Below are 21,497 nucleotides of genomic sequence, written 5' to 3' on the forward strand. Positions count from 1 at the left end.
GCTCTGGCTCTGGCTCTGGCTCTGGCTCTGGCTCTGGCTCTGGCTCTGGCTCTGGCTCTGGCTCTGGCTCTGGCTCTGGCTCTTCAGGCTCAGATATCTGCTGTTCAGTGTCAATAGCGACATCATCCACCAGCTGAGGTTCTTGCAAGTCATCTAGGTCTAACTCATCAAGTAACGGATCCGCTTCAGGGGCAGAGTTGATCATGTCATCAATAAAATCATTGCTAGAGAAGACTTTTTCAACTTGTGGCTCTACAACTGTCTCTTCTGGCAGAACGTCTGATTGCGCCTCAACCTCGGTGCTCTCAATTTCAAGTAGCTGCTCAAACAGGTCAGTCGCGTCGTCACCCAGTTCGTATTCAGTCTTGGATGAATCTGATTCGACAAGCTCCTCAATCAGTTCGGTGCTTTGTGAAAGATTCACCTCTTCCGTATCTAGGCCTCCGCCAATCAGTTCATCAAGCTCAGCATCTAGGTCAAACTCATCTTCACCCTCAGCACCGTCGACGATGTCATCCAGTAAATCCGTACTGTCTTGCGTAAACTCTTCATCCGCGCCAATCAGTTGATCAAATACATCGGATTGAGTGTTCGGTTGCGGTGCTTCATTCAAGCTATCTTCAACAAGCTCATCGAGCAACTCGGTGCTTTCCGAGCTTATTTCAACACTTTCCTCGTCTAATAACTCATCAAGAAGTGCTGTCTCATCAATGGAATTTGCTTCTAGCGCCTCTAGATCGGCCTGCGCTTCCATCTGAGCAAATATGTCATCAATTTCATCATCAGACGCGAAATTTGGCTCACTCAGGTCTTTACTCGATTCATCACTCAAATCGAACGATTCGTCACCGTCGTCAAGTAAGCTATCGAAATCAAGATCATCGCTGCTCTCGCCCTGCACCTCACTAAATAGGTCATCAAGAAGAGATTGATCCAGTTCCGTTGAGCCGAGATCTTCGCTATCACCATCTCCGGCCAGTAAAGAGTCAAACTCGTCTTGTGAGAATTCACCATCGTCGGATAAGTCAAACCCTTCATCATCGTCTGGGTCATCAATAATGACTTCATCTAAAGCACGTTCCATCTCTTCGAGACCAAGCGCTTTTTCATCGCCATTCACGCTGATGCCATTTGAGCTCATGTCTACATCAGCTAACGACTCGTCAAGATCACCATCATCACCAATTCCGGCAAATGGATCATCTCCATCCTCGCCTTCTAAGTTGAAATCGAGGTCGCTGTCATCTAAGTCAGCAAATACGTTGTCTTCATCAGCCTGTTTGCCATCAATGTCACTGTCGTCACCAAATAGCTGCTCGCTATCCGAGTCACCGAAGAGATCGTCATCAAGCAACAAATCATCATCAATATCATCGTTAAGGGTTTCTGGGACAATCGGTGCCACAGGCTGAACTGGTTGCTGTTCAGCTACGGTTTGTTGAGCGTCTTCTTTCTTACGACGTCCAAGTAACATCACCACAAACAAACCAATTAATAAACCTGGAATGATCGCTAACGCCGCAACCAACCAAGTATTCGAGAATAACTGGTCCATCGCTGAAGGCGCCATTTTCTGCTCTTCAGCCACTCGTTGACGTTCCGCTTCAAGCAGTTTCTCTACTTCATTGCGAATACGGTTTTCGTCGCCCAGTTCATCTTTTAGTACATCGACTTCTGACTGAACTTCAGCAAGCATTAGGCGCAATTTGTGATTTTTTTCTTCCAGTGCAAGTAGCTCAGTTTCAGAGCTTTCAAGCTGGTTTTCTAGAGAACTGACCTGTTTTTGCTTTTCTTGCTCTGCGATAACTTTTAGTTCACTACCGGTTTCTATTTGTTCAGGCTTCGTCGCAGATGGTTCAGTGGTCGTTTCTGTCACAGGTGGGCGAGCAGTAACCGTAGGTTTTACCTTCTCAGCAGTGGTTGGGGTAACGTTTTTGCCCAAACGTGCTTGATGAGAAGCCATGACATTAATGGCTTCTTGCGTGCTTACAGCGCGAACCTGTTCTAAAGATGGGATACGAATGGTACTGCTTGGAATAAGCTCATGGATATTCTGATTGTCAAACGCTTGAGGGTTTAATTGAAAAATGGCGTATAGCGTTTGTTGCACAGTCACCGACGGAGAAGGACGCAACTGCGTAGCAATACTCCAAAGTGTTTCCTGCTCAGAAGTGGGGCCATAAAAACGAGAAGGCTCGGTTGTAGCGCTTGAATTACGTGAAAGAGGCTCTGAGAATTGGGGAGATGACTGGATCTCGCCGTTAGGCCCTTTAAGGCGAATGCTCTCCGCGCTTACTAATGATGTTTGAGTCACGGCAACTATTGCTAATGGCAATAATAGACGCTGTAGTAGTCGACGCATATAAGGCTCAGCTATGTGCTCAATTAAATAAAATACAATGATCTGTTAAATATATCGGATAAACCCACCAAAACTATAGGTATAGAGGTAAAAAATGTGTGTCCAACGCCATATTCGCATTAATCTCACATAAATTTTCTCGATTCGATTAAAAAAGCCCCACTTGAAAGCGAGGCTTCAATAACAATCTAATTTCGAGATTAGTAGTAATCGCGAATCAAGACTTCAGCAATCTGAACAGCATTGGTCGCTGCACCTTTTCTAACATTGTCAGCAACAACCCATAGGTTTACACCACTGTGGTGGCTAATGTCGTTACGGATACGGCCAACCATGACGTGATCTTTACCACCAGCGTCGCGAACTTGAGTCGGGAAATCTTCACCTTGGAATACTTCTACGCCTTCCGTTTGTTCCAATAGGTTAATCACCTCTTGAGCATCAATTGGCGCACAAGTTTCAACGTGAATGGCTTCCGCGTGACCGTAAAAGACAGGTACACGAACACAAGTTGGGTTCACGGTAATCGCTGGGTCATTGAAGATTTTCTGCGTTTCCCACACCATCTTCATCTCTTCACGGGTGTAACCATTTTCCATGAACTGATCAATCTGTGGGATACAGTTGAATGCGATTTGCTGTGAAAATTCACTGTTCTCAGCTGGCATACCGTTAAGCAGTTTTGCCGTTTGACCAGCGAGTTCATCAATGCCAGCTTTACCCGCACCAGAAACTGACTGATAAGTCGATACGTTAATACGCTCAATACCAACCGCATCATGAATTGGCTTCAGAGCTACCAGCATTTGAATCGTTGAGCAATTTGGGTTGGCGATAATATTGCGATTGCGAAACTCTGCAATGGCTTCAGGGTTCACTTCAGGTACAACAAGTGGGATATCGTACTCATAACGGAACTGTGACGTATTATCGATCACAATTACGCCTTCGTCCGCTGCAATCGGAGCCCATTTTGCCGACAGTTCACCACCGGCAGAGAATAAAGCGATATGAGCTTGTGACCAGTCAAATTCTTCGACGTTTTGCACACGTACGGTTTTACCGTTAAAACGGTAAGTCTTTCCTTCACTGCGTTCACTGGCTAGCAGATGTAGCTCACCGACTGGAAACTTGCGCTCTTGTAGCACTTCTAAAATAGTTTCACCGACCGCGCCGGTCGCACCTAATACGGCAACGTTATATTGTTGGCTCATTGACTTACCTCAACCTGAAAACCTAATTTTTCTAGGGGTGATAAACGACAACTGTCATCACCGACCAATGTGACGGCACTGTATTCTCGACGATCCCAGTAGTTCTTACGCATCAGGTCGAATGCACCTGGCTGACTGATCTCGCGACGGAATAAGGCGTCATCTTTACGCACATCGTAGACGAGCTGAGTGATGTTATGCAGCGTAGCTTCATCCCAATCACGATCCAATACCAGCTTAGGTACAGGAGCGGTTGGCAGCAAGTCACTGGCGTGCGCACGTAATTCGTTATCTAAGAACTCACAGTAGCTATTGAAAATCATCGTTGTTCCGCGAGCTTTGCCCTCTAGACCATACCCAGCGACATGAGGGGTTGCGAATGCTAGCAGAGGCAGAAGCTCCATATCAACCTCTGGCTCAAATTCAAACACATCTAACGCTGCAATAAAGCCATCGTTGCGCTGTAAACGTGCTTTTAGAGCCGAATTGTCAACGACTGGACCACGAGCAGCATTGATTAAAATTTGGTCACCGCGTAACGTATTGAGGACTTCTTCATCGATCAGATGATGAGTAGGATGCTTACCACCCCGAGTAATCGGTGTGTGGAGAGTAATGATATCGGCTTGACTCAACAACGCCTCAAGAGGTGTAAACTGACGCGAATCCCCCGCATCTTGCTTAGGTGGATCGTTAATCAATACCTTGATTCCTACACCTTGCAAACATTGTTGCAAGTAACTGCCAACCTGTCCGGCACCAATGATACCAACCGTTTTATCAAAAACAGAAAAACCGTGTTGTTGAGCCAGTACCATCATGACACTGAACGCGTATTCTGCTACCCCTACTTTGTTACAACCTGGTGCCGCGGTGAAAAATATTCCTCGCTCTCGAAGTAAATCCTGATCAACATGGTCCATCCCCGCGGTTGCCGTCCCGACAAATTTGAGTTTGTTCGCTTTTGATAGCAGTTTTGCGTTGACCTTAGTAACAGAACGAATCATCAAGGCGTCGACATCGACAAGGTCATCTTCAGTTAGTGTACGACCAGATTTTAGAACCACTTCGCCAAGCTGGCTAAAAAGCTGCTCTGCATAAGGCATATTTTCATCAATAAGGATTTTCATCTGTCTGTAGAGTGGGGTTGAATTGCAATGGGATTGATTGTGCAGAAAAGGCTCCTCAGTGTCGAGGTAATAATGCACTCAGGTAGCGATAAAGGGTAAAGAGAAAAATGCCCGGCTAAATAGCCGGGCAATAGTCCAGAACAAAAGGATCTTAACCCGCTCTCCATGGGCTAAAGTCTGCGTCTGTTAGGTTAATCTTTACTAATAAAGATTAGCCAGCTCTGGAAACTGGATTGCGAAGCATCATCTGCTCAGCAAATTCAGTTAGCCTTGGTACTTCTTGATCACTAATGTTGCGTTCGTACCACCAAAGCCAAAACTGTTTGACATCACGGTCGTTAGCTCGACATCACGCTTTTCAGTCACGATATCTAGGCCCTTAGCCGCTTCATCTAAATTAGCAATGTTAATGCTTGGAGCGATGAAATCATTGGTCAGCATTAGCGTTGAGTAAATTGCTTCGTGCACACCAGCAGCACCTAGTGCGTGACCTGTCATTGCTTTGGTTGCAGAAATAGCTGGGCTGTTGTTGCCGAACAGCTCTTGGATTGCACCCAGTTCTTTAACGTCACCAACTGGTGTTGATGTGCCGTGTGTGTTGACGTAGTCAATAACATCCACATCTTGCATCGCCATCTTCATACAACGCACTGCGCCTTCACCAGAAGGAGCAACCATGTCATAACCGTCTGAAGTCGCGCCATAGCCTACGATTTCACCGTAGATTTTCGCGCCGCGTGCTAATGCGTGTTCGAGTTCTTCGATCACCATCATGCCACCGCCGCCAGAGATAACAAAACCGTCACGGTCAGCATCGTAAGTACGAGAAGCTTGGTCTGGAGTCTCGTTGTACTTAGTCGATAGTGCTCCCATAGCATCAAACATCATAGTTTGAGACCAATCTAGTTCTTCACCACCACCAGCAAAAACGATGTCTTGTTTGCCTAGTTGGATAAGCTCCATCGCATGACCAATACAGTGTGCTGACGTCGCACACGCAGAACTCATAGAGTAGTTCACGCCACGGATTTTAAATGGTGTCGCCAAACACGCAGATACGGTTGAAGACATAGTACGAGGTACCATATATGGACCAACACGTTTCACGCCTTTTTCACGCATAGTGTCCGTTGCGACAGTTTGGTTTAGTGCCGATGCACCACCAGAACCTGCAACAATACCAGTACGGTCGTTAGATACCTGTTCGTCGGTTAAACCTGCATCTTCAATTGCTTGCTGCATTGATAGGTATGCATAAGCAGCCGCATCACCCATAAAGCGCATCTGTTTACGGTCAATGTGTTCTGCTGGGTTAATCTTTAAGTCACCCCAAACCTGAGAACGTAGGCCGTGTTCTTTAAACTGCTCAGAGGCAGTAATACCAGATTTACCTGCTTTAAGAGACGCTAAAACTTCTTCGACGTTGTTACCGATACTTGAAACAATACCCATACCGGTGATTACGACTCGTTTCATTATGACATTCCTATAATTCAAAAATCCGCCTGATAATAACTAAGATAGCGGGGAAAAGTGGTCAGCTTTCCTCTAAAACCGTACAATTGCAATCATATTATCGTCTTTATTCACATTATTTCCGACACTATGACCTCGATTACTAATGCCCAACTAGGCTGGAACGAAGCTGGAACCCCTGTTTCCGACCAGTTTGATGATGTCTATTTCTCCAACGTCAATGGACTAGAAGAGACTCGCTACGTGTTCTTACACCAGAATCATCTGCCACAAAGATGGCAAGAATGTGACCAACGTAGATTTGTCATCGCAGAGACTGGCTTCGGAACTGGACTTAATTTCTTAGCCGTTTGGCAATGGTTTGCTCAATTTAGGCAACAAAATCCAACTTCGCCATTACAAGAGCTGCATTTCGTGAGCTTTGAAAAATATCCGTTGAGTAAAAACGATCTCATCAAGGCTCACCAATCGTGGCCTGAACTGGCAGAGTATGCGGAAAAGCTGCAAAAACACTACCCTATCGCGGTACCAGAGTGTCATCGAATTGTACTAGACGATGGAGCTATAACGCTTGATTTATGGTTTGGTGACATTAAAGATTGCATGCCAAAAGTGCCTGTTTCTGAGCAAGGTCTAGTCGACGCTTGGTTCTTAGATGGGTTCGCACCAAGCAAAAACCCAGAAATGTGGAACCAAGACTTATTTAACGGTATGGCAAAATTAGCGAAACGTGATTGTACTTGCGCGACATTCACGGCTGCGGGTTTTGTACGTCGAGGTCTCATTGAAGCGGGCTTCGCAATGAAGAAAGTCAAAGGCTTTGGCACCAAACGAGAGATGATCGCGGGCGCACTTTTAGAGAAGCAGCCACACACGAACATGATACCTTGGTTTGCTCGTCAGCCAAGTCAGAGTGGTGAATCCGTCGCTATTATTGGTGGTGGCATCTCCAGTGCCACACTTGCCACTACCCTTGTCCGCCGTGGAAAAAAAGTCACACTCTACTGTCAAGATAGTGCACCTGCTGAAGGCGCTTCAGGAAATCGACAAGGTGCAGTCTATCCTTTACTGAATGGTACACACGAAGGCGTGTCGCGAGTATTTGCGCCAGCATTCTTGTTTGCCCGTCAATTTGTTGAACAAGCTGCACAGCAGATAGAGTTTGACCACCAGTGGTGTGGTGTAACGCAGCTAATGTGGGATCAAGCAACCAACGTTAAGCTTAACAAAATGCTTGAAGGTAACTTTGATAGTCAGCTCATTCATAAACTCGATGCTCAACAGACCAATGACGTTGTTGGCCTTCCTCTCGATATGGAAAGCGTTCACTACCCGCTTGGTGGTTGGTTAAGCCCTGCTCAGCTAACCAAAGGGTTACTGGATAAACTCGCGGAAAACCCTTTATTTGCCTCTTACTTTAACTGCAAAATTGAACAGCTAGACTGGCAGGAAGATTCCCAGAGCTGGACTTTGGTAAGTCATAACGCGTCATTCCAACACGATACCGTCGTCATTGCCAACGGCCATCTGTTTGACCAATTTACTCAAGCTGCGCATGTCCCATTAGGGAAGGTCAAAGGTCAAGTCAGTCACATTCCAACGACAGAGACGCTGGAGAAACTCAAGACCGTATTGTGCTATGACGGCTACATGACCCCCGTGAACCCGAATAACCGCCATCACTGCATTGGCGCTAGCTATGATCGCTCTCATCTCGACAATGAGTTTGACCCTGTGGCGCAGCAAGACAATGGTGACAAACTGCGCAAATGCGTACCAAACCAAGCTTGGCCACTCCAAGTTGATACGTCATCGAATCAGTCGCGTCAGGGCATACGCTGTGTAAGTCGAGACCATCTGCCATTTGTTGGCAACCTTGGTCAGTTTGAAAAAATCAAAGCTTGCTATCAAAACCTTCAACAAACAACGATTGATAGTGCTGAACAAGTACCACAATATCCAAACTTGTTCTGCCTATTAGGTTTAGGCTCACGAGGGCTAAGTTCAGCGCCGCTGCTTGCGGAAACGCTCGCCTCTCAGATCTGTGGTGATCCGCTGCCTCTACCTGTGGATGTTTTGGAAAGCTTACACCCTAGTCGAATGTGGGTTCGCAAATTGAGAAAAGGCAAAGCCATTACGGAACTGTAATTAGCCTCAGAACAAAAAAACGCAGTCTCTTACACTGCGTTTTTTATCTGTAGTCACTGAGCTTGGTTAGGTTAGCTTAGCAACCGCGGCTTTGATTTCATCTGCAATGTCTTGGTTGGTAATCGCCGCAGTTTCAAAGTCAAAGTTATCATAGAAACTTGGGACGGATACCGACGCCTTCACATCAGCACCAAAGTAAGGAGCGGAAGCTGTGGCGGCAGCAAGAACCGTTTGTGCACCACCAGGGCCAGGAGATGTCGCCAAGTAAACAACGGGCTTATTTTGGAACACACTGCGCTCAATGCGAGTCGCCCAGTCAAATAGGTTTTTGTATGCCGCTGGGTAGTAGCCATTATGTTCAGCATAAGAGACAACAATGGCATCCGCTTCAGCAAGATCAGCGAGAAACTCTCTTGCGCCTTCAGCTTGTCCAATTTCTTTTTCTTTGTCTTCACTAAACATCGGAACTGAATAATTGTTGATGTCTAAGACTTGTACCTGCGCACCTTCCACTTGTTGAGCGGCATAGGTTGCTAACGCTTTGTTGATTGATGTTGAACTGTTTGATGCCCCAAATGCTATGATCTTCATAACTGCTATCCTGTTGTGTCTCAGTATGAGCATTAGAATATCGAGCAGCCAATCACGCAACAAGCGCAAAAATACAAAGAGGTTGTTCGAAAAATTCGAACAACCTCTTAGACGATAGATTGACGTCGCCGTTGGTTAAGCGTTGTTTACCAGCTCTAACCACAAATCATTGACGATAATACGGTCTGCCGGCGTCAGCTCCGAACGTGCTGCATCCAAACTTTCCTGAATACGACTCTTTAATGTTTCCACATCATTAATGCCATCTTCTTCGCACGAAGCGGCAGAAAGCGAAATATGACCACGCAGATAACCACCAGCAAAAAGTTCATCATCTGACGCCGTCGAAATACGTGCATCTATTAGCTCAAGTAGCTGCTCTTCAAATTCAATAATCATTTTGCGATGTCGCCTAATCAGTTTGCTTCTCAAAAAGAACGCCAAGCTTCTCACATTGAGAATTTCAACGCAAACCCTATATACAGCAAGGCCTGATAGTGTGGCATGGACAATGCAGTTTCCCTTATATCGCTCAGCCAAAACAGGGAATGACAATGAAATTAAAACGTATAAATCAGCGCTTCCTACTACTCTTTGCATGTTGTAGCTACAGCATTTATTACGCGCCATCCAGCCACGCTGGAGACGTCAGCTTTGGTGAATGTCCCACTGAGGCATTCCTTATCCAAAACCCCACAGGAACTCCTGTCGCGTTTGGTGTGAACATCGATTTAGGCAGTTATCGCGTCATGCCCTCTACTCTGGGTTTAGCCAATCTAAATGGGATAGGTTTTAGTGAACATGACCGATTCATTTATGGCTGGGACTATGGTGTTAATGGCGAACTCGGAACACTCGCTCGCATCGACGCCAACTTCGATAAAACGCGACTCGATCTTATCATGCCTGCGGGTACTCCCGATCGTTTCTATGTCGGCGACGTGTCACTCAACGAAAACGCTTGGTATGGTTACCGACCAAACAGCGGGTTGTATAGAGTCGACCTAGACACACTAGAGATGACGCTTGTCGCGCCGCCTTCTCAATTTTCTAAACCCAACATTCATGACTTCGCCTTTCAACCAAACGCCAACAATAACCTTGCCTATAGCCTAGACGCCGACGGTTATCTCTGGGTTGTGGATGTTACACAAGGCACTGCCACGCGTATGAATCAGGTGCTCAATGAAGCTCAACTTGGTTTCAACTTTACCTTCGGTGCGATTTACTTTGATGTAGATGGATACCTCTACGCCAGCAATAACAGCAATGGCTATATTTTCAAAGTCACCCTAAACAATCCTCATACACCAGGGACGTCAGACTACTCGTCTTGGCAGCCTAGTGCGGTCCTGACGGCTTACGGTCCATCAAGTAATTCGAATGATGGTGCTCGATGTGCGTCAGCGCCTGTCGAAGCCGCAGAGTTGACCGACTTTGGCGACGCACCAGACAGCTATCAGACGACCTATGCTCAGTCTGGTGCACGACACGGCATAGGAGCTCTAGAAGACACTTCTAGCTTGCGACTTGGCGCAATTGTCGATGGTGAAACCGAAGGTAATCCACCGCCTTATAGCGATGATATTTCCGACAATATTGACGATGACGACGGTGTAGAGTTTCCTGTGCCAATTCAAGTTGGTAGTACTTCTATGGTCCAAATCACAGTTAATGGTGCCACTTCGGAAAGTGTGCTAAATGCTTGGATGGATTTTGACCGCGATGGCACCTTCGATAGTGAGGAAATCATCATCACGGATCTCTCGGTTAGTGATGGAACACAGTCACTATTTTTCACTGTACCTACTTGGGCTGTCAGTGGTGAGAGTTGGGCAAGATTCCGTATCAGCAACACCTCAGGGATTGGACCTAGTGGTGGTGTACCACAGGGTGAGGTTGAGGATTATCCTATCGACATTACCGAAAGTGGCGTATCAACCGAGATCTACCCTCTAGGTGGGAACTACACCACATTTGCCTATGAAGATCAGTACCCGCTTCAAGGTGACTATGACATGAATGATGTTTTGATGAATGTAAAATACACGGAATATCATCTCAATAGTCAGGTAATTCGAGTCAAAATTGAGGGTCAAATTGCGGCTCTTGGTGGAGATAATCACTCTGGTTTTGCCATTCGCTTACCTAACATTGCAAGAGAAGATATCAAGTCTGATTCTGTTGTGCTGACTGTTAATGGTCAAAGCCAAGCCTCAGAGGTTTTGGAACTAGGCACAACCGATGCCGTATTTATCATCCAGCAAGACTTGTGGGACATCACCGAAGCGGGTGAAGCAGAAAACTGCACCATGTTCCGTACACAGTTGAACTGTGGCACAGCATATCGCCCAAGTTGGCGCTTACAGTTCTCCTTTGCTAACGCACCAGCAACAAGCGTTATGCCGGAGTTTCCATATGACCCTTTCATCTTTGCAGCACCAGGTCATTACTATGGAGATATTGGTTATCAACTGACAGGGGGCTATCCCGGACGTGGACTCGAAATCCACCTTAAAAACAACCCGCCTACGGCAAAATTTGACAGCCGCTATCTTGCTCTCGGCGAGGACGCCTCCAGTGGGAACACCCATTACCACACCAGCAATGGTCTACCATGGGCGATTGAAATCCCGCTCAACTGGCAGCACCCATTGGAACAGATCACCATACTCGACGCCTATCCAAGATTCGGGGACTTCGCCCAAGACCCACAAGGGTTAACTGAAGCCAATTGGTATCTGGAAGCTAACAACAACAAAATTTACGTCGACTAGCGAGGATAAGACTATGCACATCAAATCAGTAACACAGTTTATCGGATCTACTCTCGCTTGCTTGACTCTTTTAACAGGTTGTGGGGGCGGAGGCGGTGGCGATGAAGGTGGATCAGGGAGCGCAGGTTCAAGCGGCGTTACATCAACCCCGACAACAGCAGCGGCTTCTGCCCAAGTACAAACCCTTGAAGACTTAAACATTAGTTACGACAACAGTCTCGAATCTGTCTATAGCGTTGATGTCGATGTCATTCTGAGCCAACTGGCTGACAAACAGGCCTATATATCGATATGCGACAATAGCTCCGCTCAGGGTGATGCTGACCTCGTCGACTACGAGAGCTGTTTGGTCAAATCATCGTTGACTGCGGGGCTGGCAGAATTCGATTTAAGGGTAGTCAATCATTGCGACTCACTGATTGCCGTCATTTGGGTGATGGAGCCGGATCAGACTCCACTCGTCTACACGTTCGACTACAGCGGCCAGAAAGAGAATACTTGGCTTATTCAGTAGCGTTAGGCTACTTAACTTCAAACTGCGCAGGCGTGAGTTCCGCGATACTGTAGAATTCACGTAGCGCATCAGACAACATTTGAACTCTGAGCGGTAATCCCACCTGAAGAATTGACATCACCTCAGCGTGAACTTTGACCATAAACGCCAAACGATCCGGTTCAAAGCTACCATTGAGATTGTCACAACTGACAGTGAACGGAAAGCCTGCACTGGCGGATAATATCCATTCGTATGCTTGCGGGCGGATTTCTACTTTTTCGAATTCAGCTTGCACGGCTTGAGTGCGTCCATCAGGCTCATACCAATAACCAAAATCTTCCACTAAGCGACGCTCTGGTCCAGCCACGCACCAATGGGCAATCTCATGCATTCCTGACGCATAGAAACCACGAGCAAAAATAATGCGATGATAGGGGTAGTCATTGTCAGCAGGAAGATAGATTGGCTCATCTCCCCCTAACTCCAACTTGGTGTTGTATGAGTGAAAAAAAGTTGTGTTAAAGATATTGATTAAGTCTTGATACTCGTGGGTCATAGCTAAATTAACGGGCTGGTACTATCGCGGTCTGCATTCTCTCATTTTTGCTGAAAAATGCAAAACCCTACTTAGGGTATTGATATTAGAAATAGTAATCTGAAAAACGTTTTCGTATTCATAAAAACTCATTCGTCATAGATCACATTTCCCACTACACTCACGCCTTAAATTTCATCTTCATTGCCGAGCATTTCCGGCCACTTCTTGAGAATTCATTATGCTGCTCAGTGTTTTATATATTATTGGTATCACAGCGGAAGCGATGACGGGAGCACTAAGTGCGGGTCGTCGAAAAATGGATTGGTTTGGAGTCATGCTGGTTGCAAGTGCCACGGCCATCGGTGGCGGCACAGTACGCGATATTCTTCTCGGTCATTACCCACTAGGCTGGGTAAAGAATCCCGAGTTTCTTGCGATCACTTGTATCGCAGGCGTACTGACAACGGGGCTAGCTAAGTGGGTCATTAAGCTTAAAGGCCTATTCATTCGATTGGATGCGCTAGGACTGATCGTTTTTAGTATCATTGGTACCAAAGTGGCAATGGGTATGGGGCATCATGCCTTGATTTGTATGGTATCAGCGCTCGTAACTGGCGTGTTTGGTGGCCTACTGCGTGACCTAATCTGTCGTCAAACACCACTTGTACTGCATGAGGAACTGTACGCATCTGTCGCTCTCGTAGCTTCTGGTTTGTATTTAGGACTTTTAGAGCTCGGCATTGATGATGTGACTGCGACCATTTCAACTCTCGTTGTTGGTTATGTACTTCGTATGGCTGCGGTGCGTTTCAAATGGCGCTTACCTTCATTCAACCTTGAAGCTGAAGGCTCATTGCACTGATCACGCCAGCAATTCGATAGCCACAACGGTAACCGGCTCGATTTTTATCATTTCCTTATCGCATAAAAAAGCCCCGACTCACATGTCGGGGCTTTTATCAATCAGAGCTTATATCTGCGGTGTTTCTGTGGTCACACCATGGTTTTGACCACGGTGACGCAGCAGATGATCCAGTACTACGATTGCGAGCATAGCTTCAGCAATCGGAACAGCGCGGATACCAACACATGGGTCGTGACGACCTTTGGTAATCAGTTGAGTCGATTCACCTTGCTTAGTAATCGTCTCACCAGGAACAGTGATGCTTGATGTCGGCTTAAGCGCAATGTTGGCTACAATATCTTGCCCTGTTGAGATACCACCTAAGATACCACCTGCATGATTACTCGCAAAACCACTTGGCGTCAGTTCATCACGGTGCTGGCTGCCTTTTTGACGAACAACATCAAAGCCATCACCAATCTCTACGCCTTTCACCGCGTTAATGCTCATAAGTGCATGCGCAATGTCCGCATCTAGGCGGTCGAATACCGGTTCACCCAGACCAACGGGAACATTTGTTGCGACAACTTGCAGTTTTGCACCGATTGAATCACCTTGTTTCTTGAGGTCACGGATCAGTTGATCAAACGCTTCAACTTTATCGACATCAGGACAGAAAAATGGATTGTTTTCAATTTCATCCCAATCCACGTTATCAATCGCCACATCGCCCATTTGCGATAGATAAGCACGGATCTCTACCCCAAATTCTTGTTTCAGGTATTTCTTAGCGATTGATCCCGCCGCAACACGCATCGCTGTTTCGCGGGCAGATGAACGGCCACCACCACGATAATCACGAACACCATATTTCTGATGGTAAGTGTAGTCTGCATGCCCTGGACGAAACTTATCTTTGATTTCCGAATAATCTTTCGAACGCTGGTCGGTATTTTCGATCAAAAGACCGATAGAAGTCCCTGTGGTTTGACCTTCAAATACACCAGACAAAATTTTCACCTCGTCTGGTTCACGACGAGCGGTGGTATAACGAGAAGTGCCTGGTCGACGGCGGTCCAAATCGATTTGAATATCTGCTTCGGTGATTTCAAGACCCGGAGGGCATCCGTCGACAATACATCCTAGTGCGATACCATGACTTTCTCCGAATGTTGTCACTCGAAAATGTTGCCCGATACTGTTTCCTGCCATTACTTCCTCAAACTTGTTTCGCCCTTGTATACAGAGCTTTACACTTCAATTATTAGTTATTTCATAGTCGCCTTATTGCGGTTTGATGTAAACCCCTAAAGACCATTTTACGCGCATAAAAAAACGCCAAGTCGCGAATCAAAGATCAAACCACTTGGCGCCATTGAAGTTTTGCTCAAACTTTAAGCGTTAATCTCGATAGATTGAGAACTCATCTTTGACGGCTAGCATCTGATCGCGAGTTAGCATAAATACCCCGTGACCACCGTTCTCGAACTCAATCCAAGTAAATGGAATATGTGGGTACTGTTCCATCATGTGAACCATAGAGTTACCCACTTCACAAATAAGAATACCGTTATCCGTTAAGTAATCTGGCGCATTCGCTAGGATACGGCGAACAATTTTAAGCCCATCAGTACCCGCAGCTAGGCCTAACTCAGGCTCATGAGTAAACTCTTCAGGCAGACTGTTCATGTCTTCTTGGTCAACGTACGGTGGGTTGGAGACAATCAGGTTGTACTTCTCTTTTGGTAGATCACGGAACAGATCTGAACGGATTGGAAAAACTTGCTGCTCCATACCGTGATCCTGAACGTTAAGCTCAGCAACTTGTAGTGCGTCAGTAGAGATGTCTATCGCATCAACTTCCGCTTCAGGGAACGCATGTGCACAGGCGATGGCGATACAGCCGCTACCGGTACAAAGATCCATGATACGTGTCGGCTCTTCGATCAACCAAGGTTGGAATTCAGCTTGAATCAACTCACCGATTGGCGAGCGAGGTACAAGTACACGTTCATCAACGAAAAACTCTAAGCCACAGAACCAAGCACGGTTAGTTAGGTAGGCTGTAGGCGTACGCTCATTGATACGCTTCACCACGCGCTCAACGATACGCATACGCTCACTGGTGGTCAGGCGCGAGTTCAATACATGCGGAGGCACATCGATTGGCAGGTACAATGTTGGCAGGATTAGCTGTACCGCTTCATCCCATGCGTTATCAGTACCGTGACCATAAAATAGGTTTGCGGCGTTGAAACGACTGACGGTCCAACGAATCATATCTTGAAGCGTATGAAGTTCTGACACCGCTTCTTCTACAAAAATCTTATCCAAAATTGCCTCCGAAAAGCGCTACAATACTGCTCATTACATTTTAAAGTATTAATGAATAATCCCATGAGCAAAAAAGACACCGATATGGATGATGACTTCGCCCTTTTTAGGGATGCAGTACAAGGCGTAAAAAAGTTGTCACAGGATACCATAGTCCAGCAGCCAAAAAAAAATACTAAGCAAAAAGAAATTAAGCGAACTTCTAGAGAAGCGAGCGATGCTGAGTTCTATTTCTCTGACGAGTTTGTTCCACTTTTGAATGAAGAAGGACCAACGCGTTATGCTCGCGATGACGTGTCGCAGTATGAAGTAAAACGACTACGTCGAGGCGTTTATGTCCCTGACGTTTTTCTCGATATGCACGGAATGAATCAACAGGAAGCCAAACGCGAACTGGGGGCGATGATCGCCTACTGTATAAAGAACGAAATTTCCTGTGCGTGTGTTCAACACGGCATCGGTAAACACATACTCAAACAAAAAGCACCACTATGGCTCGCTCAGCACCCAGATGTGATGGCTTTCCATCAGGCTCCACTCGAGTTCGGTGGAGATGGCGCTCTGTTGGTACTCCTTTCTATACCCGAAAAATAGCCCCTTGCTTCTAACCTGCTATTTTCTCAGTTCTGGAGGAATAGGTAGCTCGGAGGTTTTAAGATTTGGCCTGTGTCCGCCGCGTTTTCGATACTGTTTCAATTGGAATACGTAGGCAAGAATTTGTGCCACCGCAGTAAACAAGCCATCCGGTATTTCCTGCTCTAATTCGGTTGAATGGTATAGAGCACGTGCAAGAGGCGGCGCTGGAATCACGTAGATATCGTGTTCACGTGCCACTTCACGAATCTTGAGCGCCATGTGATCCGTACCTTTCGCCACAACGATTGGCGCTCGGTCACTATCTTGTTTATATCGCAATGCCACAGAGAAATGCTCCGGGTTGGTGATGATTACATCAGCCTGAGGCACTTCGGCCATCATACGTCGTTGAGCAGCTTCACGCTGGAGCATACGAATACGGCCTTTCACTTCCGGCTTACCCTCTGTTTCCTTGTACTCGTCTTTAACCTCTTGCTTGGTCATTTTAAGTTGGTTGGCGTGTTGCCAAATCTGAAATGGGATATCGATCGCTACCACCAGCAACAAGGTACAGCTAATCAGCAATATAAAATTAAGCAGGATATCGAGCGCGTGAAAGATGTTCTGTGGGTAAACATCCATACTGAGTTGGAACAAATCTTGTTTGGCGGCATTAATGAGATAAAAGGCCATCCCAGACACTAAAGCTACTTTGAGAATAGACTTAATCAGTTCTACCCAGCTTTGCAGGCCGACCATTCGTTTGAGGCCACTCAGTGGATTCATCTTCGACCACTTCGGCATCGCCGCTTCAACTGAAAAGTTGATGCCACCGACCCCTGCGGCTCCAGCCAGCGCAGCCACAAATAGTGTTATCAGGATCAACAGAAGGGGAAGAATCAGATTCGATAATGATCCGAGCGCAATATCGAACAGCTTAACCTGATCAAATATCTCTTCACGTGACAACGTAAACAACCGCCCCATAGCCGTAAATAGAGCGCGAGCTAAGCTCTCTCCAAACCACATCAGTGCAACTGAACCAATTACCAGTACTGAAACCGACGCCAATTCTTTAGACCTTGCAACCTGCCCTTTTTCTCGAGCCTGTTGCAAGCGCCTGGGCGTGGCGTCTTCTGTGCGTTCTTGACCGTCTGACTCTGCCATTCAGCCTCCTAACAATTCAGCCTGATAAAGGAACAGATCTGTTGTTCACCTTGTAACCAGAATAGCTCATAGTGGTTGTAGAGTCCGGCGATGATGTACCAACAAATCAATAGACCCACCATCAAAGCAAAAGCGAAGCCGAGCGAGAAAATATTCAACTGCGGGGCAGCACGTGTCATCACGCCGAAGGATAAGTTGATCGTTAGCAGCGCAATAATTCCAGACAATGACATACTCAGCGCGACTTTAAACATGATTCCAAGCCATAACGCCAGTTCTCTAAAATCCACAGTCGTTAATGAACCCGTTCCAATTGGGATGGATTTAAAACTCATCACCACTAGCATTATCATTTTGAGATGACCATCGGTCGCGAGGAAAAACATGGTTGCAAGGAACATAAACAATTGACCAAGCAATGGGGTGTTTTGACCGTTCGCTGGGTCAACCATTGAGGCAAAACCCAAACTCGCCTGCATACCGAGGATCTGACCAAGAATAACAAAGGTTTGAATCATAAATTGAGTCACAGTCCCCATCGCGACACCGATAATGATCTGTTCTAGCAAAGTCATAAAACCCGCAAAAGAGACTAGTTCAATATTGTCTGGTACCGCGGGGATAGCTGGCATCACCGCAAAAGTGATCGCTAAACCTAGATAGAGACGTACCCGAGTAGACACGAATCGCGCTCCCGTCACCGACATCACCATCAGCATGGCAGCAATGCGGGTATAGGGCCAAAAGTAATTGGCGATCCAATCTAAAACTAGGCTAGTCGGATACTCCATAGTCAGACCTAGTAGAGAACCTGGGGTAAACGCTCGATCATGCTAAAGAAAAACTCCATCAGCATCTGCGTCATCCAGTGAGCAAACAGCATCAAAGCCAGTAGTGTCACAATCAAACGTGGCAAGAAGCTCAGTGTTTGTTCGTTAATGGACGTTGCGGCTTGAAAGATAGCGACCACTAAACCAATCAGTAGACTGGGAATAATGATCGCACACACCATGATGAGAACCATCCATAGCGATTCACGAAACAGCTCGACAAACATTTCAGGAGTCATTGGCTTCCTCCCGTCACAAAGCGAAACTGCCGGCTAACGTCGACAATATCAGGTTCCAGCCGTCGACCAACACGAACAGCATCAATTTAAAAGGTAACGAGACAATCATTGGCGATAGCATCATCATACCCATTGCCATCAGAACCGAAGCCACCACAAGGTCAATGATTAAGAACGGTAAGAACAGCATAAAACCAATTTGGAATGCAGTTTTGAGTTCTGAGGTGATGAAAGCTGGGATTAATACTGCCATTGACACATCTTCCGGCGCTGTCGCTGTCGAACCAGAGATATTGACGAAGGTTTCTAAGTCCTTTACCCGAGTCTGCTTGAGCATAAAGTCTTTCATTGGCGTTTGAGCTAAGTCAAACGCTTGTCGCGCGGTTATCTGCTCATTGATGTAAGGCTGGATCGCATCATCATTAATCTTGCTCAGTACTGGCGACATGATGAAGAAGGTTAGGAAGATGGCGATACCTATGATCACTTGGTTCGATGGTGTCTGTTGCAAACCCATGGCCTGACGCAAAATAGACATCACCACAACAATACGCGTGAACGACGTCATCAAAATAACCATGGCTGGCAGGAAGCCGAGCATGGTCATCAAGGCTAAGATTTGCAAGTTGATTGAGTAGTCTTCACTGCCGTCCGCATTAGTGGTCATGGTAAAGGCTGGAATTCCGCCACCACCGCCTGTAAAACTTCCGGTTGAGATGGTTTTAGACGCGCCCTGCTCTTTCTCCATTGCCGTTACGGTCACCGAGTCACTCGGAGCGATATTGGCAGGAATCGAGGTATCTATCTCTTGCTGCGCTAACGCTAACCCAGAAAAAAGGGCCAGTACAAACGTCAGAACAATGGTCGCCAAATTAGTTGTTTTTATCATTCTTCTTCAACAGCTGAGTCAGTTGACTTGCAAACGGACCGTTAGCCATCTCCTCCTGAGACAAAGGTTTATCCAGCTTTGAGATAAGTTGAATCGATTGAGGCGTCACCCCCACTAAAAACTGCTCTTCACCCGCTTGAACAATCACAATCCTTTCTCGATGCCCAACCGCAATTTGGCGCACAACGCTCAGACCTTTCTGATTGATCAATGCGGGGACTCGCATACGTTTCAATAGCCAAGCTAGCAACAAAATAAAGGCCACAACGAACACGAGCGACCCAAAAGTGGTCGCCCAGTCTAGTTGGCTGCCTGGAGCGGCAGCCAGTGCGGAAGGAGAAAGTACACTGAGAGAGTAAAGTAAGTACTCTCTAACTTTGAAAGTCATACGTTACCTAACATTATCGCAGTTTCTTGATGCGCTCTGTCTGGCTGATTACATCGGTCAAACGAATACCAAACTTATCGTTAACCACAACCACTTCACCGTGCGCAATTAGGGTGCCATTCACCAGTACATCTAATGACTCACCCGCCAAGCGCTCTAGCTCAACAACCGAACCTTGGTTTAACTGGAGTAAGTTACGAATACTGATTTGAGAGCGACCCACTTCCATGGAAATCGTCACTGGTATATCTAAGATCGTATCCAGCTTGCGACGCTCATCGTCTGAGATTGGCGAAGAAGTGTCCTTTAACTCATCAAGCTGAGCGGACATCACTTCATCTACATCAATATCTGGCGCATTCGGATCTTCACCTAATGCCGCAGCCCATTCGTCCGCCAGTTTTTGGTCGTCACTCGGTTCCATACCTGTTACCTATTTATTCTCTTAATCTTCGATTTCGCCATCGTCTTCTTCTAACTCAGAAATAACATCTTTTCCGAGGAAGGCGATATCCGTTTTAACCACATCAGGGCGTTTAATTTTCTCTGATACCTGAACTGCTAATTTCTCACCTGAGCGCCCCATTTTCACTCGGAATGTTGGCAGTTCTTCAACAAACATCACAGCGTGTTCTGGCATATTGATCGGGATGATGTCACCCGGTTGTAGCTCCATCAAGTCACGCAATGAGATATCTTGCTCTAGTAAATCGACACGGAAGTTGACTGGCACATCCATGATTTCCTCACGAAGCGCCGTACTCCAACGAACGTCTGTTTCCATTTTGTCAGATTGAACACCGGCATCGAGCAACTCACGAATTGGCTCAACCATCGAGTACGGCATAACCACGTGGAAATCACCGCCACCACCGTCAACCTCAATATGGAATGAACTGACGACGATCACCTCTGTCGGGCTAACAATGTTAGCCATACTCGGGTTCACTTCCGAATCGAGGTACTCAAACTCGACCCCCATGACTGGAGACCAAGCTTCTTTGTAATCTTCAAAAACGATCTTCAGCAATAGCTGCACAATTCGACGCTCGGTCGGTGTAAACTCTCGACCTTCGATACGGGCATGGAAGCGACCATCACCACCAAAAAAGTTTTCTACTAGAATGAAGACTAGACGTGCTTCCATGGTAATCAGCGCCGTACCTTTCAACGGTCTAAAGCGCACCATATTAAGACTGGTAGGCACATACAGCGTATTTTGGTACTCACCAAACTTCATCATCTGAACGCCGTTGATAGAGACTTCTGCCGTCTTCCTTAGCATATTAAACAGACTAATCCGCAAATGGCGGGCAAAACGCTCATTGATCAATTCGAGCGTTGGCATACGACCACGAACAATGCGGTCTTGCGAGGAGAAATCGAAGTCTACAGCACTGGCATCTGACTCGGGCGATTCGTCTTCTATATCATCAACGTCATCGACTCCGTGGAGCAGGGCATCAATTTCGTCTTGGCTTAATAGATCAGTCACGCA

21 protein-coding genes are annotated in these 21,497 nt (G+C 46.5%); 5 read left to right on the forward strand and 16 right to left on the reverse strand.

The features are described 5' to 3' along the window. The 4 genes from ACQEXR_RS06635 to fabB all read right to left on the reverse strand — a co-directional run. A partial coding sequence (locus tag ACQEXR_RS06635) for a FimV/HubP family polar landmark protein (protein WP_427019991.1) occupies positions 1-2,362 on the reverse strand: 2,362 nt, incomplete at its 3' end. A gap of 200 nt (positions 2,363-2,562) precedes the next feature. Continuing rightward, positions 2,563-3,576 carry an aspartate-semialdehyde dehydrogenase gene (locus ACQEXR_RS06640; RefSeq protein WP_427019992.1) on the reverse strand — a complete coding sequence of 338 codons (1,014 nt, stop codon included), beginning with the start codon at positions 3,574-3,576 and terminating at the stop codon, positions 2,563-2,565. Further along, the gene (locus ACQEXR_RS06645) at positions 3,573-4,706 is read right to left on the reverse strand and encodes a 4-phosphoerythronate dehydrogenase (RefSeq protein ID WP_427019993.1); all 1,134 of its coding nucleotides are present in this window, start codon (positions 4,704-4,706) and stop codon (positions 3,573-3,575) included. Before ACQEXR_RS06645 ends, ACQEXR_RS06640 begins: the two co-directional genes overlap by 4 nt. A gap of 264 nt (positions 4,707-4,970) precedes the next feature. After that, positions 4,971-6,182 carry a beta-ketoacyl-ACP synthase I gene (gene fabB / locus ACQEXR_RS06650; protein WP_426952072.1) on the reverse strand — a complete coding sequence of 404 codons (1,212 nt, stop codon included), beginning with the start codon at positions 6,180-6,182 and terminating at the stop codon, positions 4,971-4,973. Positions 6,183-6,311: 129 nt separating this feature from the next. Between fabB and mnmC the strand changes: the two genes are divergently transcribed. Beyond that, entirely contained in the window at positions 6,312-8,330 is a 2,019-nt protein-coding gene (gene mnmC, locus ACQEXR_RS06655) for a bifunctional tRNA (5-methylaminomethyl-2-thiouridine)(34)-methyltransferase MnmD/FAD-dependent 5-carboxymethylaminomethyl-2-thiouridine(34) oxidoreductase MnmC (RefSeq protein ID WP_427019994.1), read from the forward strand. Between the two features lie 66 nt (positions 8,331-8,396). On the opposite strand, the gene ACQEXR_RS06660 is transcribed toward mnmC, so the two are convergent. Together ACQEXR_RS06660 and ACQEXR_RS06665 are read right to left on the reverse strand one after the other, a co-directional pair. Next, complete coding sequence (locus tag ACQEXR_RS06660) at positions 8,397-8,921, reverse strand: NADPH-dependent FMN reductase (protein ID WP_427019995.1); 525 nt, start codon at positions 8,919-8,921, stop codon at positions 8,397-8,399. Positions 8,922-9,056: 135 nt separating this feature from the next. Next, entirely contained in the window at positions 9,057-9,320 is a 264-nt protein-coding gene (locus ACQEXR_RS06665; RefSeq protein WP_138973761.1) for a YfcL family protein, read from the reverse strand. Between the two features lie 155 nt (positions 9,321-9,475). Here ACQEXR_RS06665 and ACQEXR_RS06670 point away from each other — a divergent pair, with 155 nt between their 5' ends. Together ACQEXR_RS06670 and ACQEXR_RS06675 are read left to right on the forward strand one after the other, a co-directional pair. Next, a complete protein-coding gene (locus ACQEXR_RS06670) occupies positions 9,476-11,698 on the forward strand; it encodes an LruC domain-containing protein (RefSeq protein ID WP_427019996.1) in 2,223 nt (740 codons plus the stop codon). A 13-nt stretch (positions 11,699-11,711) separates the two neighbouring features. Then, positions 11,712-12,212 (forward strand): hypothetical protein, encoded by a 501-nt coding sequence (locus ACQEXR_RS06675; protein ID WP_427019997.1) that lies wholly within the window; start codon positions 11,712-11,714, stop codon positions 12,210-12,212. 7 nt (positions 12,213-12,219) lie between these two features. Here the strand turns inward: ACQEXR_RS06675 and ACQEXR_RS06680 are convergent, their stop codons facing one another. Further along, positions 12,220-12,750, reverse strand: coding sequence for an elongation factor P hydroxylase (locus ACQEXR_RS06680; RefSeq protein WP_427019998.1), 531 nt, complete (start codon positions 12,748-12,750; stop codon positions 12,220-12,222). A 220-nt stretch (positions 12,751-12,970) separates the two neighbouring features. Between ACQEXR_RS06680 and ACQEXR_RS06685 the strand changes: the two genes are divergently transcribed. Next, positions 12,971-13,594 carry a trimeric intracellular cation channel family protein gene (locus tag ACQEXR_RS06685; protein ID WP_269377853.1) on the forward strand — a complete coding sequence of 208 codons (624 nt, stop codon included), beginning with the start codon at positions 12,971-12,973 and terminating at the stop codon, positions 13,592-13,594. A 108-nt stretch (positions 13,595-13,702) separates the two neighbouring features. Here ACQEXR_RS06685 and aroC read toward each other — a convergent pair whose 3' ends face one another. Beyond that, entirely contained in the window at positions 13,703-14,788 is a 1,086-nt protein-coding gene (gene aroC, locus ACQEXR_RS06690; protein WP_427019999.1) for a chorismate synthase, read from the reverse strand. Between the two features lie 189 nt (positions 14,789-14,977). Further along, complete coding sequence (prmB, locus tag ACQEXR_RS06695) at positions 14,978-15,910, reverse strand: 50S ribosomal protein L3 N(5)-glutamine methyltransferase (RefSeq protein WP_138973757.1); 933 nt, start codon at positions 15,908-15,910, stop codon at positions 14,978-14,980. A 63-nt stretch (positions 15,911-15,973) separates the two neighbouring features. Between prmB and smrB the strand changes: the two genes are divergently transcribed. Then, a complete protein-coding gene (gene smrB / locus ACQEXR_RS06700) occupies positions 15,974-16,504 on the forward strand; it encodes an endonuclease SmrB (protein WP_269377856.1) in 531 nt (176 codons plus the stop codon). 18 nt (positions 16,505-16,522) lie between these two features. On the opposite strand, the gene flhB is transcribed toward smrB, so the two are convergent. From flhB to fliM, 7 genes are read right to left on the reverse strand one after another with little or no spacing between them, the layout of a single operon-like run. Further along, positions 16,523-17,653 (reverse strand): flagellar biosynthesis protein FlhB, encoded by a 1,131-nt coding sequence (flhB, locus tag ACQEXR_RS06705; protein WP_427020000.1) that lies wholly within the window; start codon positions 17,651-17,653, stop codon positions 16,523-16,525. An 8-nt stretch (positions 17,654-17,661) separates the two neighbouring features. After that, positions 17,662-18,444 (reverse strand): flagellar biosynthetic protein FliR, encoded by a 783-nt coding sequence (fliR, locus tag ACQEXR_RS06710; protein WP_426952062.1) that lies wholly within the window; start codon positions 18,442-18,444, stop codon positions 17,662-17,664. A gap of 8 nt (positions 18,445-18,452) precedes the next feature. Further along, entirely contained in the window at positions 18,453-18,722 is a 270-nt protein-coding gene (fliQ, locus tag ACQEXR_RS06715) for a flagellar biosynthesis protein FliQ (protein WP_138973753.1), read from the reverse strand. A 13-nt stretch (positions 18,723-18,735) separates the two neighbouring features. Then, entirely contained in the window at positions 18,736-19,611 is an 876-nt protein-coding gene (gene fliP / locus ACQEXR_RS06720; RefSeq protein ID WP_331416419.1) for a flagellar type III secretion system pore protein FliP, read from the reverse strand. Beyond that, entirely contained in the window at positions 19,595-19,999 is a 405-nt protein-coding gene (gene fliO / locus ACQEXR_RS06725; RefSeq protein ID WP_138973751.1) for a flagellar biosynthetic protein FliO, read from the reverse strand. Before fliO ends, fliP begins: the two co-directional genes overlap by 17 nt. A 13-nt stretch (positions 20,000-20,012) precedes the next feature. Continuing rightward, a complete protein-coding gene (fliN, locus tag ACQEXR_RS06730) occupies positions 20,013-20,423 on the reverse strand; it encodes a flagellar motor switch protein FliN (RefSeq protein WP_138973750.1) in 411 nt (136 codons plus the stop codon). A gap of 21 nt (positions 20,424-20,444) precedes the next feature. Next, entirely contained in the window at positions 20,445-21,494 is a 1,050-nt protein-coding gene (fliM, locus tag ACQEXR_RS06735) for a flagellar motor switch protein FliM (protein WP_269377860.1), read from the reverse strand. Positions 21,495-21,497 lie beyond the last annotated feature (3 nt).

The sequence above is a fragment of the Vibrio sp. TRT 2004 genome, from assembly GCF_050113735.1.
Taxonomy (GTDB): Bacteria; Pseudomonadota; Gammaproteobacteria; order Enterobacterales; family Vibrionaceae; genus Vibrio.

Excerpts from the sequence above, each read along its gene's own strand:
- ACQEXR_RS06640 (WP_427019992.1), bottom strand. The coding sequence starts at position 3,576 with ATGAGCCAACAATATAACGTTGCCGTATTAGGTGCGACCGGCGCGGTC.
- ACQEXR_RS06645 (WP_427019993.1), bottom strand. The coding sequence starts at position 4,706 with ATGAAAATCCTTATTGATGAAAATATGCCTTATGCAGAGCAGCTTTTT.
- fabB (WP_426952072.1), bottom strand. The coding sequence starts at position 6,182 with ATGAAACGAGTCGTAATCACCGGTATGGGTATTGTTTCAAGTATCGGT.
- mnmC (WP_427019994.1), top strand. The coding sequence starts at position 6,312 with ATGACCTCGATTACTAATGCCCAACTAGGCTGGAACGAAGCTGGAACC.
- ACQEXR_RS06660 (WP_427019995.1), bottom strand. The coding sequence starts at position 8,921 with ATGAAGATCATAGCATTTGGGGCATCAAACAGTTCAACATCAATCAAC.
- ACQEXR_RS06665 (WP_138973761.1), bottom strand. The coding sequence starts at position 9,320 with ATGATTATTGAATTTGAAGAGCAGCTACTTGAGCTAATAGATGCACGT.
- ACQEXR_RS06670 (WP_427019996.1), top strand. The coding sequence starts at position 9,476 with ATGAAATTAAAACGTATAAATCAGCGCTTCCTACTACTCTTTGCATGT.
- ACQEXR_RS06675 (WP_427019997.1), top strand. The coding sequence starts at position 11,712 with ATGCACATCAAATCAGTAACACAGTTTATCGGATCTACTCTCGCTTGC.
- ACQEXR_RS06680 (WP_427019998.1), bottom strand. The coding sequence starts at position 12,750 with ATGACCCACGAGTATCAAGACTTAATCAATATCTTTAACACAACTTTT.
- ACQEXR_RS06685 (WP_269377853.1), top strand. The coding sequence starts at position 12,971 with ATGCTGCTCAGTGTTTTATATATTATTGGTATCACAGCGGAAGCGATG.
- aroC (WP_427019999.1), bottom strand. The coding sequence starts at position 14,788 with ATGGCAGGAAACAGTATCGGGCAACATTTTCGAGTGACAACATTCGGA.
- smrB (WP_269377856.1), top strand. The coding sequence starts at position 15,974 with ATGAGCAAAAAAGACACCGATATGGATGATGACTTCGCCCTTTTTAGG.
- flhB (WP_427020000.1), bottom strand. The coding sequence starts at position 17,653 with ATGGCAGAGTCAGACGGTCAAGAACGCACAGAAGACGCCACGCCCAGG.
- fliR (WP_426952062.1), bottom strand. The coding sequence starts at position 18,444 with ATGGAGTATCCGACTAGCCTAGTTTTAGATTGGATCGCCAATTACTTT.
- fliQ (WP_138973753.1), bottom strand. The coding sequence starts at position 18,722 with ATGACTCCTGAAATGTTTGTCGAGCTGTTTCGTGAATCGCTATGGATG.
- fliP (WP_331416419.1), bottom strand. The coding sequence starts at position 19,611 with ATGATAAAAACAACTAATTTGGCGACCATTGTTCTGACGTTTGTACTG.
- fliO (WP_138973751.1), bottom strand. The coding sequence starts at position 19,999 with ATGACTTTCAAAGTTAGAGAGTACTTACTTTACTCTCTCAGTGTACTT.
- fliN (WP_138973750.1), bottom strand. The coding sequence starts at position 20,423 with ATGGAACCGAGTGACGACCAAAAACTGGCGGACGAATGGGCTGCGGCA.